15 protein-coding genes are annotated in these 15,194 nt (G+C 49.3%); 2 read left to right on the forward strand and 13 right to left on the reverse strand.

The annotated features are described in order from the left end of the window. Positions 1-13: 13 nt before the first annotated feature. From bcd to NYE38_RS11835, 3 genes are all read right to left on the reverse strand, one after another. Positions 14-1,108, reverse strand: coding sequence for a branched-chain amino acid dehydrogenase (gene bcd, locus NYE38_RS11825; protein WP_003153209.1), 1,095 nt, complete (start codon positions 1,106-1,108; stop codon positions 14-16). 13 nt (positions 1,109-1,121) lie between these two features. Then, positions 1,122-2,015, reverse strand: coding sequence for a phosphate butyryltransferase (gene yqiS / locus NYE38_RS11830; RefSeq protein ID WP_039063302.1), 894 nt, complete (start codon positions 2,013-2,015; stop codon positions 1,122-1,124). A gap of 122 nt (positions 2,016-2,137) precedes the next feature. Beyond that, on the reverse strand, positions 2,138-4,207 hold the full coding sequence (locus tag NYE38_RS11835; protein WP_167340747.1) for a sigma-54-dependent Fis family transcriptional regulator: 2,070 nt from the start codon (positions 4,205-4,207) through the stop codon (positions 2,138-2,140). A 153-nt stretch (positions 4,208-4,360) separates the two neighbouring features. On the opposite strand from NYE38_RS11835, the gene NYE38_RS11840 reads away from it, so the two are divergent. Then, positions 4,361-4,603, forward strand: coding sequence for a DUF2627 domain-containing protein (locus tag NYE38_RS11840; protein ID WP_007408378.1), 243 nt, complete (start codon positions 4,361-4,363; stop codon positions 4,601-4,603). A gap of 29 nt (positions 4,604-4,632) precedes the next feature. Here NYE38_RS11840 and prpB read toward each other — a convergent pair whose 3' ends face one another. The 10 genes from prpB to ytaF all read right to left on the reverse strand — a co-directional run bounded on the left by prpB (position 4,633) and on the right by ytaF (position 14,208). Further along, complete coding sequence (prpB, locus tag NYE38_RS11845; RefSeq protein WP_052827637.1) at positions 4,633-5,538, reverse strand: methylisocitrate lyase; 906 nt, start codon at positions 5,536-5,538, stop codon at positions 4,633-4,635. Positions 5,539-5,556: 18 nt separating this feature from the next. Then, the gene (locus tag NYE38_RS11850; RefSeq protein ID WP_340802461.1) at positions 5,557-6,984 is read right to left on the reverse strand and encodes a bifunctional 2-methylcitrate dehydratase/aconitate hydratase; all 1,428 of its coding nucleotides are present in this window, start codon (positions 6,982-6,984) and stop codon (positions 5,557-5,559) included. A 25-nt stretch (positions 6,985-7,009) separates the two neighbouring features. Next, positions 7,010-8,107 (reverse strand): citrate synthase, encoded by a 1,098-nt coding sequence (mmgD, locus tag NYE38_RS11855; protein WP_017418116.1) that lies wholly within the window; start codon positions 8,105-8,107, stop codon positions 7,010-7,012. 23 nt (positions 8,108-8,130) lie between these two features. Beyond that, the gene (locus NYE38_RS11860) at positions 8,131-9,264 is read right to left on the reverse strand and encodes an acyl-CoA dehydrogenase (RefSeq protein ID WP_014418343.1); all 1,134 of its coding nucleotides are present in this window, start codon (positions 9,262-9,264) and stop codon (positions 8,131-8,133) included. 29 nt (positions 9,265-9,293) lie between these two features. Further along, positions 9,294-10,145, reverse strand: coding sequence for a 3-hydroxybutyryl-CoA dehydrogenase (locus NYE38_RS11865; RefSeq protein ID WP_065180866.1), 852 nt, complete (start codon positions 10,143-10,145; stop codon positions 9,294-9,296). A 19-nt stretch (positions 10,146-10,164) separates the two neighbouring features. Continuing rightward, the gene (locus tag NYE38_RS11870) at positions 10,165-11,346 is read right to left on the reverse strand and encodes an acetyl-CoA C-acetyltransferase (RefSeq protein ID WP_123117326.1); all 1,182 of its coding nucleotides are present in this window, start codon (positions 11,344-11,346) and stop codon (positions 10,165-10,167) included. Between the two features lie 141 nt (positions 11,347-11,487). Next, positions 11,488-12,225 carry a glycerophosphodiester phosphodiesterase gene (locus NYE38_RS11875; protein ID WP_015240188.1) on the reverse strand — a complete coding sequence of 246 codons (738 nt, stop codon included), beginning with the start codon at positions 12,223-12,225 and terminating at the stop codon, positions 11,488-11,490. An 87-nt stretch (positions 12,226-12,312) separates the two neighbouring features. Beyond that, positions 12,313-12,939 (reverse strand): N-acetylmuramoyl-L-alanine amidase, encoded by a 627-nt coding sequence (locus tag NYE38_RS11880; RefSeq protein WP_017418119.1) that lies wholly within the window; start codon positions 12,937-12,939, stop codon positions 12,313-12,315. A gap of 19 nt (positions 12,940-12,958) precedes the next feature. Then, the gene (locus tag NYE38_RS11885; RefSeq protein WP_014721488.1) at positions 12,959-13,276 is read right to left on the reverse strand and encodes a hypothetical protein; all 318 of its coding nucleotides are present in this window, start codon (positions 13,274-13,276) and stop codon (positions 12,959-12,961) included. Positions 13,277-13,584: 308 nt separating this feature from the next. Further along, on the reverse strand, positions 13,585-14,208 hold the full coding sequence (gene ytaF / locus NYE38_RS11890) for a sporulation membrane protein YtaF (protein WP_007408366.1): 624 nt from the start codon (positions 14,206-14,208) through the stop codon (positions 13,585-13,587). A gap of 146 nt (positions 14,209-14,354) precedes the next feature. On the opposite strand from ytaF, the gene NYE38_RS11895 reads away from it, so the two are divergent. Continuing rightward, complete coding sequence (locus NYE38_RS11895) at positions 14,355-14,987, forward strand: helix-turn-helix domain-containing protein (protein ID WP_014418348.1); 633 nt, start codon at positions 14,355-14,357, stop codon at positions 14,985-14,987. Positions 14,988-15,194 lie beyond the last annotated feature (207 nt).

A 15,194-nucleotide genomic window follows, 5' to 3' on the forward strand; every position in this document is an offset into this window, starting at 1 on the left:
CCAGATCAAATTCCTATCGTCTGCTTAATATACTTTGGCCGTTTTGCAGAAACTGGCTTCTTGAACGGCGCATGCGCTCAATTCGTTCCTCAGCCAGACGGTCGGCCGCTAAGTATGTCGGAATGCCGTCACGCGCGGAAATATCGAGCACCCGCTCAATGTTTGCATAGATGCCTTCAACCTTTTTCAAAGCCCGCTCAGCATTGTAGCCGTAAAGCTCATCGGCCACATTGATGACCCCGCCTGCATTGATGACATAATCCGGAGCGTACACGATTCCCATTTCATGAATGGTATCGCCGTGACGTGTTTCTTTCAGCTGGTTATTGGCCGCTCCCGCAATGACTTTCGCCTTCAGCTGTTTAATCGTGTCATCGTTAATGACGGCGCCGAGAGCACATGGGGCATAAATATCGCACGCCTGTGAGTAAATGTCGCCGGGATCAACTGCGCGGGCGCCGAAGTCCTCAACGGCACGTTTAACAGATTCTTTATTGATATCCGTTACGATTAAAGAAGCGCCTTCTTCGTGAAGGTGGCGGCATAGATTGTAAGCCACATTTCCCACGCCTTGCACGGCAATTGTTTTACCTTCCAGGGAATCAGTGCCAAACGCCGCTTTCGCTGCGGCTTTCATCCCTTTGTAGACGCCGTACGCCGTAACGGGAGACGGATTTCCTGATGAACCGAATGCCGGAGAAATTCCGGTTACATAGTCTGTTTCATCATGAATGATGTCCATATCTTCAACGGTCGTGCCGACGTCTTCCGCCGTAATATACCTTCCGTTTAAGCCTTGGATGTAGCGGCCGAACGCGCGGAACATTTCTTCATTTTTATCTTTGCGCGGGTCTCCGATAATAACGGTTTTCCCGCCGCCTAAGTTTAAACCGGCAGCCGCATTTTTATAAGTCATGCCTTTTGCAAGTCTTAGTGCATCTTCAATCGCCGCTTCTTCACTGTCATATGTCCACATTCTTGTTCCGCCGAGTGCGGGGCCGAGCGTCGTATCATGAATCGCGATGATCGCTTTTAATCCGGATTGTTCATCTTGGCAGAATACCAATTGTTCGTAATCATAAGTCTCCATATATTTAAAAATTTCCATAGGTTCGTTCCTCCTACTGTTCTTGTGATGCGCAAATCGCAAGCGCAATTGAATACAGTTTATTTTCTGCGGTATCCGCTCTGCTCGTTAATGCGATCGGCGCTTTTGCACCGGCGATGACGGCAGCAACACTTGCTTTCGCAAAATAAATCATTGACTTATAAAGCATATTTCCAGCCTCGATTGAAGGAACCAAGAGAATATCCGCCTGGCCCGCTACGCTTCCGGAAATCCCTTTTTGCAGCGCAGCCGCTTGGGATACGGCATTATCCAAAGCAAGCGGTCCGTCCGCAATGCAGCCGGTAATCTGTCCTCTGTTGCACATCTGGACGATCGCAGCCGCGTTCAGCGTCGCCTCCATTTTCGGATTAACCGTTTCAATAGCGGCAAGGACTGCGGCTTTCGGCATAGGGTTCCCTACTGAATGTGCGACATGAACCGCATTTTGCAGAATATGCCCGAGCTCTTCAAGAGACGGGGCAATGTTCAGCGCTGAATCAGTCACATACATCAGCCGGTCATAGTCCGGCACCTCAAAAACGGCTACATGTGATAACACCCTTTTTGAACGAAGCCCTTCATGGCGGTTTAAAACCGATTTCAGAAGAGTTGAGCTCGGGAGATTCCCTTTCATTAAAACGTCCGCCTCTTGTTCACGCACTGCGCGCACTGCTTTTGCCGCAGATTCTTCGGGTGAATCGGCGTGGATGATTTCAGCATTGAACTTCGGCTCATTTGCCAGAAGCTCTTTCAGCTTTCCGCTGTCACCCGTCAGTAAAAATCGTGCCGACAAGTGTTCTGCCGCCATTTTGACGGCCTGGATCACTTCTTTATCTGCTGCGTGGGCCACTGCAATGGTTTTTGCGTTTTTTGCCGCGGCTTTTTCAACTAGGTCTCTCAGCTTCATTTTGTACCACCTTCCTTGTGCGAATCCGCTTTTAACAATGCAAGTTCCGTGCCAAATATACGGGAGGGTTTATTCCGGCTTTTTTCAAGAAAACATGCAGCTGTTTGCGCTTTCTCTGCAATTTATTGCATGCCGTCATTTGCAAGGCCGTACTTGTCCATTTTGTAGTACAGATTCCGAATGCTGACACCAAGCGCTTTTGCCGTTTTGGTTCGGTTGAATTTATGCTTTTCAAGCGTTTTTTGAATGACGTGTGCTTCAAATTTTTCAACAGCCTGAGACAGCTTTTCCCCTTCCACATCCGGAAAATCACTTTGGGTGCCGTTTTTTTCATTCAGCTCTGATTCAAAAACAGGCAGATGCTGCTGTTCGATCCGTTCCATGTGCGGCTCTAAAAATATCATTGCCCGTCCGAGAACATTTTCAAGCTCTCGGACGTTTCCCGGCCAGCTGTAGGCTGATAAAGCTCGCAGCGCGTTCGGCGTGAGCCCCTTTACATTGCGGCCGTAATCCTGATTGATTTTTTCAATGAGCCGAATGCTCAGCGCTTCAATATCTTCTTTGCGCTGCCGAAGCGGCGGGATTGAGATCGGATAGCGGTTAATCCGGTAATACAGGTCTTCACGGAACGCGCCTTCCGCCATGGCCTTTTCGATGTTGACGTTTGTCGCTGCGATAATTCTGACATTGACAGAAATCGCTTTAGCGCCGCCGACTCTGATAATTTCTTTTTCCTGCAGAACTCTGAGCAGCTTTGCCTGGGTGCTTTGGGTCAGCTCTCCGATTTCATCTAAGAAAATGCTGCCGTTATTCGCTTCCTCAAATAGTCCTTTTTTGCCCCCGCGCATCGCGCCCGTAAACGCGCCTTCCTCATAGCCGAAAAGCTCGGATTCTAGCAGTGATTCAGACAAGGCCGCACAATTGACCCGAATGAACTTATTGTATTTTCGGTCGCTTTCATTATGGATGGCGTGGGCGAAAAGTTCTTTTCCTGTGCCGGATTCTCCCCGCAGCAGAATCGTCGCCGGCGTTTTCGCCCCGAGCTTCGCCTGTTCAAGGGCGACCAGCATTTGCTCACTCGTGCCGATAATGTCGTCAAACGTGTATTTCGCTTCAAGCGTGCGGATGATCTGGCGCGCCCGATTCAGCTCAGCAGTCAGCGTTTTAATTTCTGACACGTCGTGGATGACGCCGACGCTGCCTTTTAAAATACCGTCCACAATAACGGGGGCAACATTTACGATAACATCCTTTTTATTGGGGCCGACCTTCATTCTCACACCCCGCACGGGCCGCCTTGTCCCCAATACTTTCAGGTGCATGCTCTCCCCTTCTGAGATATCGGTGGAAGCGGGTTTTCCGATGACTTCGCTTTCTGACAGCCCGGTCATTTTTGTATACGCTTTGTTGATTAACATTCCGATGCCGTTTTCATCAACGACAGAAATGGCCTCGTCGGATGATTGTATAATCGCTTCAAGCATGGTGCGGATTTGTTTTAAGTTCGTGACCTCTTCCGCCAGTTCAACTGCGTCGGTGATATCTTTAAACACGCATAACGCGCCAAGAAGTTTTCCGCCTTCATCAATGATCGGCAGTCTTGTCGTGACAATCTGCAGGTGCTTTCCGAGAAGCTGCTTCTGGTTATATTCCGGCTCTCTCGTTTCCAGAATCCGCGGCAGCTTTGTGTTCGGCACTACATCTTTAATTTGGCGGCCGATGACATCCTCCCGTTTTTGGCCGACCATTTTTTCTGCCATCTGATTAAATAAAATGATCGTTTCGTTGACGTCTATAAAAATCATGCCGTCGTGCGTTGAATTAAAAATCCGGTCATGCTTATACGTCTGCGACTTCAGCATTTGGATAAGCTGCTGTTTTTCCTCCATCAGCTGAAACACCATGTACGCCAATTTTCCCGGCATGACGATGGTTTGTTCTTTTTTCTCATGGAGCAGCTCATCCATGACCGCTTTATCGCCTGTTGTATGGATGATAATATCTATATCTTCAGTTATGTAGGGTTTCCAATCTGATGAGGTTGCAATTCCATATTTCCGGGCTTCTTGCAGCCCTTGCGCCTCCGGATCTTGATCAACCACCGCAATAATCCGGATCAGCTTTGTTTTCATCAAAATCTGTAGGAGCGCCGTGCCTCCTTTACCAGCACCTATAATCAGCACCTTCTGCATCCCGATACCCCTTTATATGAAAAAATTTGCACACCTGTATTTCCCGTTGCAATAATTTGCACAACCCCTATGTTACCACGTTTTGATCTCTTGACAAAATATTTTTTCGATTGGACAATAAAGGAAAACATATCGTAAAGGGGTTTTCTGAATATGAGCCGGCTTGTTGCGCTTTTGATTCTGGTCCTCCCCGGCGCTGTCGCGGCGCTCGGCATTAAGCTGATGAGAGATGCATTATTCGGGCATGCGTTTTCCCCGTTTCCGTCCCTTTTTCTTCAGGGGGCGGCCGGATTGGCGTTTTTTTTGTTCGGCCTTTATGTTCTGGCCGGGTTTATTCTGTACAGAGATCGGAAACGCAATCAAGTCAGCCCGCGGTTCAGGAAAAAAAAGCTGTAAAAAAAGCCCTTGCAAAAAAAAGGGCTTTTTCAGTCGTCCGGCAGTATCGTTTTGGCAATGGATTGATCCAGTTCTTCATAGTCATCGTAAGCGATCGTTTCATATAGTTCTTTTCTCGTCTGCATATCCGAAAGCCCCTCTTTTTGCGAGCCTTCTTCTTTCAGAAGGCGGAAAATACGCTCAAAAGCCTTGGCCGCCGTTCTGAGTGACGTGACCGGGTAAATGACCATCTGACAGCCCATATCGGAAAATTCATCAGCACTGTAATACGGCGTTTTTCCGAATTCAGTCATGTTTGCGAGAATCGGCACACTGATTTGTTTGGAAAACGCTCTGAATTCACTTTCGGATTGGAGCGCTTCCGGAAAAACAGCGTCAGCACCCGCTTTTATATAAGCGGACGCCCTTTTTAATGCCCCCTCCAATCCTTCCTGCTGTCTGGCGTCTGTTCTCGCAACAACAAGAAGAGTCGGCGCGGCCCGCTTGACCGCTTGGATTTTTTGCGCCATTTCTTCAATCGGCACGAGCTGCTTCCCATTCAGATGTCCGCATTTTTTCGGCAGGCGCTGATCCTCCATCTGGACGGCGGCCGCGCGCGCTTCATACATTTCTTTCGCCGTCCGGGCGGCATTCAGCACTCCTCCGAAACCCGTGTCAATATCGACAAGGACGGGCAGATCAGACGAGCGGACCAGATCTTTAACCCGTTCAGCCATTTCCGCCGACGTGATGATCCCTAAATCGGGCAGCCCTCTGCTCGCCGTGTAAGCCGCGCCTGATAAATAAAGAGCCGAAAACCCCGTTTTCTTGGCGATAAGAGCGGCCATCGCATCATGGGCGCCGGGGATCTGCAGTAGATCCGGCGCTGTCATCAGCGTACGGAACCGCTCTGCAAGCTCCTCTTGAGACGACTGCTCGCTGACGATCCACGTCATGTTTGTCACCCTCCTATTTTATACGAGAAATAAGTCCATAAATTCACTGACGCTGAGCTTCTGCATTCGGCCGCTATGTTCGCAGGCCTCTTTGATTTTACGCTGCTGCTTCAATGAAAAATGAGTGCTGATGTTTGCTGAAAACTTGGCAAGAATCTTCGGAACGGCTTCTTTTCTGCGGAACCGGTGCCCGAGCGGGTATTCACATTCAATCCGTCCCGTAGCCGTGCCGTCTGTAAAATGCACCTGTACGGCATTTGATATGGATCGCTTATTCGGGTCTAAGTAATCTTTTGAGTACGCTTTGTGTTCCGTCACCTCCATTTTGCTCCGCAATGTATCAATTCGCGGGTCAGACGCCGTTTCCTCTTCATAATGATCCGCCGTGATATCTCCGAAAAGCAGCCCGATTGCCGTAATATACTGGAGGCAGTGATCCCGGTCAGCCGGATTGTGAAGCGGCCCTTTTTTATCGATAATCCGGATAGCCGACTCATGGGTCATAATCGTGATCCTGTCAATGTCTTCGATGCGGTCTTTCACCTCAGGATGAAGCCGGACCGCGCATTCCGCCGCTGTCTGGGCGTGAAATTCAGCCGGGTAGGATACTTTAAACAAAACATTCTCCATCACATAGGACTCAAGCGGGCGGGCAAGCTTCATTTCCTGCCGGTTAAACAATACGTCTTGAAATCCCCACCCAGATGCGGTCAGAGCCGTCGGGTACCCCATTTCACCTTTTTGCGCCATAAGGGCCAAATATACGCCTCTGCTCGTCGCGTCGCCGGCCGCCCATGATTTGCGTGATCCGGTGTTCGGCGCATGACGATACGTTCTGAGGCTTGAATTATCAATCCAAGCGTGAGATACGGCGTTATTGATTTCCTCTCTTGAGCCGCCCAGCATTTGTGCGCAAACAGCCGCAGTCGCCACTTTCACAAACAGCACATGGTCAAGCCCGACTCTGTTTAAACTGTTTTCCAAAGCGAGAATTCCTTGAATTTCGTGCGCTTTGATCATTGCGCAAAGCACATCACGCACGGTAAGCGGTTCTTTCCCTTCTGAAATCCGCACTCTGGATATATAATCCGCACAAGCCAATATGCCTCCGAGATTGTCAGACGGATGCCCCCATTCGGCCGCAAGCCACGTATCATTATAATCGAGCCACCTGTTGATACAGCCGATATTAAAGGCAGCCGTGACCGGGTCTAAAACAAAAGGCGTGCCCGGGACTCTGCTGCCGTTGGGCACGGAGGTTCCCGGGACAATCGGGCCGAGCAGCTTTGTACATTCGGGATAGCTGAGCGCCAAAATTCCGCAGCCTATCGTATCAAGAAGCACATGTCCTGCCGTAGTGAAAGCTTCTGAACTGTCAATCTCCTGATGGAGCACGTAGTCAGAAATCTCTTCGATTACAGCATCCATTCGGCGGGGTTCTGTCATGTTTTCATCTTCCTTTCTCATCTGTTTACAGGCGCGCTCCGGTATAGCGGACACGCGGGCGGAAAAGCCGGTTTCGGCTGTGCTGTTCAATAACATGAGCGCACAGTCCGACCGTCCGTGCGCTGAAGAATATAGGCGTATACAGCGGGATCGGGATGCCGAGCATGTAATAGACCGGCGCTGCGTAGTAATCTAAGTTCGGATAAAGGCCTTTTTTCTCCCGCATGACGGTTTCTCCGGCTTCACACATATGATAAAGACGGAAATCACCTGAAAGATCAGACAGTTTTTTCAATGCTTCTTTCATCATGAGCGCCCTCGGGTCCATTTTTTTCATGTAGACACGGTGGCCGAAGCCCATGATTTTTTCTTTGTTTGCGAGTTTTTGAGTTAATAATTGTGTAAACCCGTCTGTATCCTTCGCTTCCTCAAGCATGTACATAACCGCTTCGTTCGCTCCGCCGTGAAGGTTTCCTTTAAGCGAGGCGACGGCTCCGGTCAGCGCGCCGTAAATATCCGATTGCGTCGAAGCAATGACACGGGCCGTAAACGTTGAGTTCGGCAATTCATGCTCACTGTATAAAAGAAGCGACCGGTCGAAGATTTCTTCTTCCAAAGATGACGGCGTTTTTCCGGTAATCATATATAAAAAGTTTGCGCTGTATGATAAGGTTCCGACCGGCGCCAAAGGCTCCAGCCCGTTGATGACTCGATAGCTGTTGACCGTCAGATTCGGCATTTTGCCTATCAGTCCGCGTACGCGGCGCTGATTTACGGAAGATGAACGGTCATCGATGTCCTTGTCAAAGCCTCCAAGGGCGGACAAACCCGTCCTCAGTCCGTCCATCGGGTGAGTATGTTCGGGCAGCAGACGGCATATGTGCAAGATTTCCTCGGGAAGATGTCCGCCGCGCCGAACGTCTTCTTCAAGCGCCGCCTTCTCTTTCGCATCAGGAAGTCTGTCTTCCAATAAGAGATGAACAATGTCCATATAGCCGGCCGTTTTAGAAAGCTCAATCAGATCGTGGCCTTTGATTAAAATACTGCCCTGCTGTGTATCCAGGAAAGAAATCCCCGTTTCCACCGCAATGACGCCATCTAAACCGGGAGAATAAGATTCCATGGTTTCGCTCCTTTGCGCACTTTTTATTGAAGAAGATACTTAGAAATAATCAGCCTTTGAATCTCATTGGTTCCTTCATAGATTTGCGTGACTTTCGCATCCCGAAATAAACGCTCCGCGGGATATTCTTTCATATAGCCGTAGCCGCCGTGAATCTGCACAGCCTCCACCGCCGCTTTCATCGCCGCATCGGACGCGAATTGCTTCGCCATAGATGCTTCTTTTCCGCACGGAAGCCCTCGCTGATACAGATCAGCAGCATGATAGACCAATAATTTGGCAGCTTCCGCATTCGTCGCCATGTCAGATAATTTAAATGAAACGGCCTGATTCGAAGCGATTGGTCTGCCGAACTGGCTGCGGGTTTTGGCGTACTCCACCGAGCAGCCGAGCGCCGCTTCGATAATCCCGAGCGCCTGAGCCGCTATGCCGATCCGTCCGACGTCAAGGTTTTTCATGGCGATTGAAAAGCCCTCGCCCTCTTCGCCGAGCCGGTTTTCAATCGGAATTTCCGCTTGGTCAAACTGCAATTCGACAGTATTGGAACCTAACAGTCCGAGCTTTTTTTCTTTTTTTCCGACAGAAAAACCGGGTGTGTTTTTTTCAACGATAAACGCGGAAATCCCCTTTCTCCCCTTACCCGGATCGGTTATGGCGAATGTCAGATACAGATCTGCCGCTCCGCCGTTTGTAATAAAGATTTTTGAACCGTTCAGAATATATGAACCGCCTTTTCGCACGGCCGTTGTTTTCAGGCTTCCCGCATCAGATCCGGATTGAGGCTCAGTAAGCGCAAACGCCCCAATATATTCGCCCGCTGCCAGCTTCGGAATATACGTTTGTTTTTGGGCTTCTGTCCCGAAATGCAAAATCGGGATTGTCCCTACCGATGTGTGGACGGATAAAATGACGCCGACGGCCGCGCTGACTTTTGATATTTCATGAATCGCTAAAATGTAAGATGTTGTATCAGCACCCGCCCCGCCGTAAGCTTCCGGGACGGGAATGCCCATCAATCCCGCTTCGCCCATTTTTTTAATCAGCCGCTCCGGAAATTCATCTGTTGATTCCATGAGCTCAACCACCGGCGCGATTTCCTTGCGGGCAAAATCACGCACCATTTTTCTCATCATGATGTGCTCTTCTGTAAAATGCATGGCTGCCGTCTCCCCTCATGATCTTTACGTCATCTGCCGTACTCATAAAAACCGCGCCCGCTTTTTTTGCCGAGCCAGCCGGCGCTGACATATTTTCTGAGCAGAGGGCATGGGCGGTATTTCGGATCTCCGAGCCCCGCATAGAGAACCTCCATAATGGAAAGGCACGTATCCAGCCCGATGAAGTCAGCTAATGTTAAAGGACCCATCGGATGCCGCATGCCGAGCTTCATCACCTCATCAATCGCTTCCTTTGAAGCTGCTCCTTCGTAAAGGCAATAAACGGCTTCGTTAATCATCGGCATTAATATGCGATTAGATATAAAGCCCGGGAAGTCATTGACTTCGACAGGGGTTTTATTCATCCGGACGGCAAGCTTCTTTACTGTTTCCGCTGTTTCTTCCGATGTGGCGAGTCCTCTGATGACTTCGACAAGCTCCATGACAGGAACCGGATTCATAAAATGCATGCCGATTACTTTTTCAGGCCTTTTTGTGGCCGCGGCAAGCTCCGTAATGGGAAGAGAAGACGTATTGCTTGCCAATACGGCATGAGAGGGACAGATTTTATCAAGTGTGTCAAACAATTCCGCTTTTGCTTTTTTGTTTTCGGCAATGGCTTCAATTACAAAATCAGCATCTCCCGCTTCTGTGAGCTCTGCCGGAGAAATACGGCTGAAAACGGCATCTGTCTCCTGCTGTGACTTCCGTCCTTTTGCCTGCTCTTTCTCCAGGTTTGCCTTTATGCGGTGAAGACCCTTTTTTACCATTTCCGGCTCCCAATCGTATAACTTGACGGCAAACCCGGCTTCTGCAGCCGTCTGAGCGATGCCTGCTCCCATCTGACCGGCACCTGCGACCATGATTGTTTTCATCTTCATCCGGCGCTCCCTCCTTTGATCAGTACACCTCCAGCAGGACGGCATCTCCTTGAGCCGCTCCGCTGCATATAGCCGCTATGCCTAAACCTCCTCCGCGACGCTTTAATTCGTATATTAAACTCATGATGATTCTCGCTCCGCTTGCGCCGATCGGGTGGCCGAACGCAATCGCCCCTCCGTTTACATTCACTTTTTCCCGGCTGAACCCGGCTATTTTTTCACTCACGAGCACGACGGACGCAAATGCTTCATTTACTTCAAACAAATCAATATCGTCAACGGACAGTCCGGTTTTTTTCAAGAGCCGGCTGATGGCCTCTCCCGGCGCGCTTGCCAGCTCGGACGCTTCCAGTCCGACTGACGCAAAGCCAAGTATCGCTGCGAGCGGCCTGACATGCTGCTTTGCGGCTTTTTCCTCTGACATCAGCACAAATGCTCCGGCCCCGTCATTTACACCTGGAGCGTTTCCGGCTGTAACCGTTCCGTCGGCTGTAAAAATTGGCTTGAGCGCTGCGAGCTGCTCAAGGCTTGTATCAGGGCGCAGCCCCTCATCCGCTTCAACAGTATGCTGTTTGCCTTTTTTGCCGGTCCAGGTGACAGGGACAATTTCTTCACGCAATTTGCCCGCTTCAGACGCCTCTGCCGCACGTTTCTGGCTCAAAAGAGCGTAATGATCCTGTTCATCCCGGGAAATGCCGTACTTTTTGGCCGCAGTGCTTCCGTGGACAGCCATATGCACCTGGTCGAACGCACAGGTCAGCCCGTCATGAACCATTAAATCCTGAAACACCCCGTCCCCCATCCTCACACCCCAGCGGCCGGCCGGAATGGCGTACGGAATGTTGCTCATGCTTTCCATTCCGCCTGCAATCAGCACGTCCGCACCTTTCGCCCGGATCATTTGATCACAGATGGTAACGGCCCTGAGCCCTGATGCACAGACCTTATTAATGGTTTCAGCCGGAACGGACCACGGAAGCCCGGCATATCTTGCAGCCTGCCGTGCCGGAATCTGCCCGGCACCCGCCTGGACGACCATTCCCATCACCGCTCCTTCCGCTTCGCTTTCACTGATAGCGGCGCGCTTGATTGCTTCTTTTATGGCAATGCCGCCAAGCTCGGCTGCCTTTACTTCTTTTAATGCGCCGCCGAATTTTCCGAACGGCGTTCTTGCCGCACTGACGATAACCGTTTTTCCCACAATTTTGCCTCACTTTCAATAAGATAAAAGATAACGCTTACACAAAACGCCCTGTTACAATATATGAACCGGCTGACCGAGTTATGATTGCACCGCCTTTTTCCCGCCCATAAAAAAAAGAAGACTGTCTGAACAGTCTTCTCAGCTGCGGCATTCTTCTTTTATAGAAACAGCCAGCTTTGGATAATCGGTAAAAATCGCGTCTGCTCCCGCTTTCATCAGCTGCTTCATATCCTCAGGACGATTGACGGTGAACGGACGGAGCGCCGCTTGGTGTTTTGCAAGATGTTTGATCACTTCAGCGCTCACCGCCGGCGTACCGAGCTTCGGATGATAACCCGAAGCGGGAATGGCTGCAAGATACCGTTCAGGCCGGTACAGCACATCCATTGTCAGCACCGCCCGTTCAATTTCAGGCGCCAGGGCGTGGCAAACCGCGAGACTCTCATGATTAAATGAAGAAAAAATAACGCGCTTTTCCAGTCCGTAATATCTGACTTTTTTAATCACTTCTTCTTCCATTCCTTCGTAACGGAATACACTGTTTTTCAGCTCAATGTTTATCAGAAAATCAGCACGTTCCGCAAAACGCAGCACATCTGACAAAAGCGGAATTCTGACACCTTTAAAAGCATCTTTCCATTTTCCGGCGGCATCGGCGGTTCTGATTTTGTCATACGCCGTATCTTTCACAAATCCTTTCAAAGACGTCGTGCGGTCGAGGGTTTCATCGTGAATGACCACGATCCGGCCGTCTTTTGTCATCTGTACATCAAGTTCAATTCCGTCAGCCCCGTCCTCAATCGCTTTTTTGAACGCGGGCATCGTATTTTCCGGGCAGTCGCCCGACGCCCCCCGGTGGGCAAAAATATTCGTCATATGTGTCACCTCAGGTGTTTGTCATCGGTTTTCTCTATTATAATCGTTATGCACATAAGGAGGGCGCTATTTACACATATTTTATAATTACCGGCCGCTGTAATAGGTTTCGATTCCGTTTACAACGGCGTCCGCGGCGTGCTCTTGTCCGTTATCGCTTTTCAGCTTGTCCGCATCTTGAGGATTTGTGATAAAACCTAATTCAGCCAGCACACTCGGCATCTTTGAATATGTAATGACATAAAAAGGAGCTTCTTTTACGCCTCTGTCCTTCATCCCTAAAGACGTGACAAGCTGCTGCTGGATGTCGGAAGCAAGCCTTTCGCTGTCTGCGCCTTCATATGTCGAATTAAAATACGTTTCCGTGCCCGATGCCGTTGAGACGGCTGAATTCGTATGGAGGCTGACGAATAAATCGGATTGGCTGGCGCTTGCTTTCGCCACCCGCTCGTCCAAACGTAAAAAAGTATCGTCAGTCCTTGAAGCTACAGGTTTTGCGCCTTCTGTCTCCAATTTGGCGATCACCTTGTTTGACACCGCTAAATTGATGTTTTTCTCAAGCAGTCCATTTCCGCCGGCCCCGCTGTCTTCTCCGCCATGTCCGGCATCGATATAAATGGTTTTCCCTTGCAAAGGTTCAGCTGCATAAGCAGACGGCGCAAGCAGAAGCAGAGCGGCACCGAAGGCAGCAGCGCTTTTTGTCAGTAAACCCACGTTTTTTTCCTCCCCGTTTTCACATATCTGTTTCTTTTTTCAGTTCCTCAAGCCGTAATTGTCCGTTGCTCTCTTTTTTATAGGTGATTTGCACCGCCGTATGTTCAGGCAGAGACTGACATTCAAACCGCTTGGCGAAAGGCACCTTCACCTCTTGCCTTTCTCCGTCAATTTCGACCGCGATTGTATCGTTTCCGGCCGCTTTTATAAATGTTCCTTCCTGTGTAAATGACGGCGCCGCATCAGCCTCCGCGGTATACTCGCAGCCTGATAACAGCCATGCGGTGAAGATCAGAAGTATGACAGACTTCACACAGATCACCTCACGTTTTCTCATTCGGCTTTATCTTTGAACAGAATGGCCGATTTGTAAAGGGAGCCTTCATTCCTCCAGCGCTTTTCCATATTTGGAATGAAGGCTATCTGACCTGCTGTTTACCTGAACTTAGAAAGAAAACAAGCTGATCAGTCTATGAAAAAGGTTCTGTCTGAAGGCCGAATATGCAGAATTTAACGGAAACGGACGACTTTCTGTTCATTTTGAAAAAATATCAGATCGGCAAAAAAAGAGAGCCGCGTCATGCGCTCTCCCGAATAGAAACATTCATATTTATTTTGAGCTTTTCATAAAATGAACGGGACAACTTAAAAGAGCAGCGTATTGGCGGCAATGATGAGAATAATCACTCCGCTCAGCACCGTGCTGAACTGTCCGACGTGAAAAGAACCGATGCGCAATGATGCGGCTTTTTTTCCAAGCGAGCAGCCGATCCATATGGTCAAAAAGCTTCCGACCGCCGCAGTGATGGAAATGGCAGCGGGAGAAAGTCCGATCAACCCCGCGCTTAATCCGTTGGTCAGCGCATTTGCGGATACGGCCACCCCGAGAACCATGGATTCCAATATACCGATTTCTCCCGAACCGTCGGCATCCGCTGCCTCCGGATTTTGCAGCAGACCGGCAAAACGGCCTTTTTTTCCTGACGCGCCAACACGCGCTGTTTTTCTCGGCACAGCCAGCAGAATGATGCGGATACCGATGACAGATAAAATAAACGCCGCCAGCAATACAGGAAGAAAGCCCGGTAAAACGGCTGAAATCCATTTGCCGAAATAAATTCCGATATAACTGAATACAAAACAGATAAAAGCGATCATCATATTCGACGCATGCGATATTTTGATTTTTCTGATGCCGTATGACATCCCCACTCCTAAATTATCAATGCTCGAGGACACTGCCAAACCTAAAATCAATAACCAAGCCATGTTCGTTTCTCTCCATTCTTTGATGTCTTTTCAACATGTTGTGCCGTTGAATCTACACTATCCTATTCAGCAGCACAGAAAAGGTACCTTTTCTGCAAAAATTATTGATTAATGATCATCATTCCGGCGGAAACGAGGTGACACCCTTGACAGAAAATAAAAATAAGACACTGGGGCCCCTTTTAAAATCACTGCTTGATAAGCACTCGCTCTCCATGAGAAAACTCGGCGCCTTAACAAACATTGATACGGCCACCATCTCCCGGATTATAAACGGCAAGCAGAAGGCCAATTTAAAGCATCTTCAGGAATTTTCAAAACATCTCCGCACCCCGCTGGAGGAATTGCTTGAGGCGTCAGGCATAGACATCGGCCATGAAAAAGAAGCTGCGCCGCAAGACCCGATGCACGCGATTCAGGATATGCTGAATATGGCCGAGATGTTTGATCAGCCTTTTTCCCGGGAGCAAATTGAACGCGAACTGACCAGATATGAACAATATGCCAAAACCCAGCAGGGCCATCGCCTGATTTGCGATGAGTTTCAAAAGAAAATGGACAATGAAGAAAGCGTCGGCCCTTTTATTGATCATTTGAAAAACATGCATCATCAGTATATGGATGAATCAACACCGGCTGAAGACCGCGCGATTCTCGGGAGCGCGCTGCTGTATTATATTTTAGCGACCGACGTCATTCCGGATTACATGTTTCCGATCGGCTACCTGGATGACGCCATCGCCGTTCAAATCGCTTTGAACCGGCTGAAAAAAAAGTAAAGGCGCTTAAAAAAGCGCCCTTTTTGTGTTGAAAAATATGAAACACCGCATTACGGTTTTGTCAAAACAGAGACAGCTGTCATATGATACATCAACCTAACAAAAAGGAGGGTGTCTTCTATGGACAGCAACACAGTTGTGGCAGTGTGCGCTCTGTTAAGTGTTGTGATTCAGATCGGAACGATATTCGCCGCAGGAAAGTGGAAA

The organism is Bacillus sp. EU63 (genome assembly GCF_038592915.1).
Taxonomy (GTDB): domain Bacteria; phylum Bacillota; class Bacilli; order Bacillales; family Bacillaceae; genus Bacillus; species Bacillus velezensis.

Bases quoted from the DNA above. Each gene is read 5' to 3' on its own strand.
- bcd (WP_003153209.1), bottom strand. From the start codon at position 1,108: ATGGAAATTTTTAAATATATGGAGACTTATGATTACGAACAATTGGTA.
- yqiS (WP_039063302.1), bottom strand. From the start codon at position 2,015: ATGAAGCTGAGAGACCTAGTTGAAAAAGCCGCGGCAAAAAACGCAAAA.
- NYE38_RS11835 (WP_167340747.1), bottom strand. From the start codon at position 4,207: ATGCAGAAGGTGCTGATTATAGGTGCTGGTAAAGGAGGCACGGCGCTC.
- NYE38_RS11840 (WP_007408378.1), top strand. From the start codon at position 4,361: ATGAGCCGGCTTGTTGCGCTTTTGATTCTGGTCCTCCCCGGCGCTGTC.
- prpB (WP_052827637.1), bottom strand. From the start codon at position 5,538: ATGACGTGGATCGTCAGCGAGCAGTCGTCTCAAGAGGAGCTTGCAGAG.
- NYE38_RS11850 (WP_340802461.1), bottom strand. From the start codon at position 6,984: ATGACAGAACCCCGCCGAATGGATGCTGTAATCGAAGAGATTTCTGAC.
- mmgD (WP_017418116.1), bottom strand. From the start codon at position 8,107: ATGGAATCTTATTCTCCCGGTTTAGATGGCGTCATTGCGGTGGAAACG.
- NYE38_RS11860 (WP_014418343.1), bottom strand. From the start codon at position 9,264: ATGCATTTTACAGAAGAGCACATCATGATGAGAAAAATGGTGCGTGAT.
- NYE38_RS11865 (WP_065180866.1), bottom strand. From the start codon at position 10,145: ATGAAGATGAAAACAATCATGGTCGCAGGTGCCGGTCAGATGGGAGCA.
- NYE38_RS11875 (WP_015240188.1), bottom strand. From the start codon at position 12,225: ATGACGAATATTTTTGCCCACCGGGGGGCGTCGGGCGACTGCCCGGAA.
- NYE38_RS11885 (WP_014721488.1), bottom strand. From the start codon at position 13,276: ATGAGAAAACGTGAGGTGATCTGTGTGAAGTCTGTCATACTTCTGATC.
- ytaF (WP_007408366.1), bottom strand. From the start codon at position 14,208: ATGGCTTGGTTATTGATTTTAGGTTTGGCAGTGTCCTCGAGCATTGAT.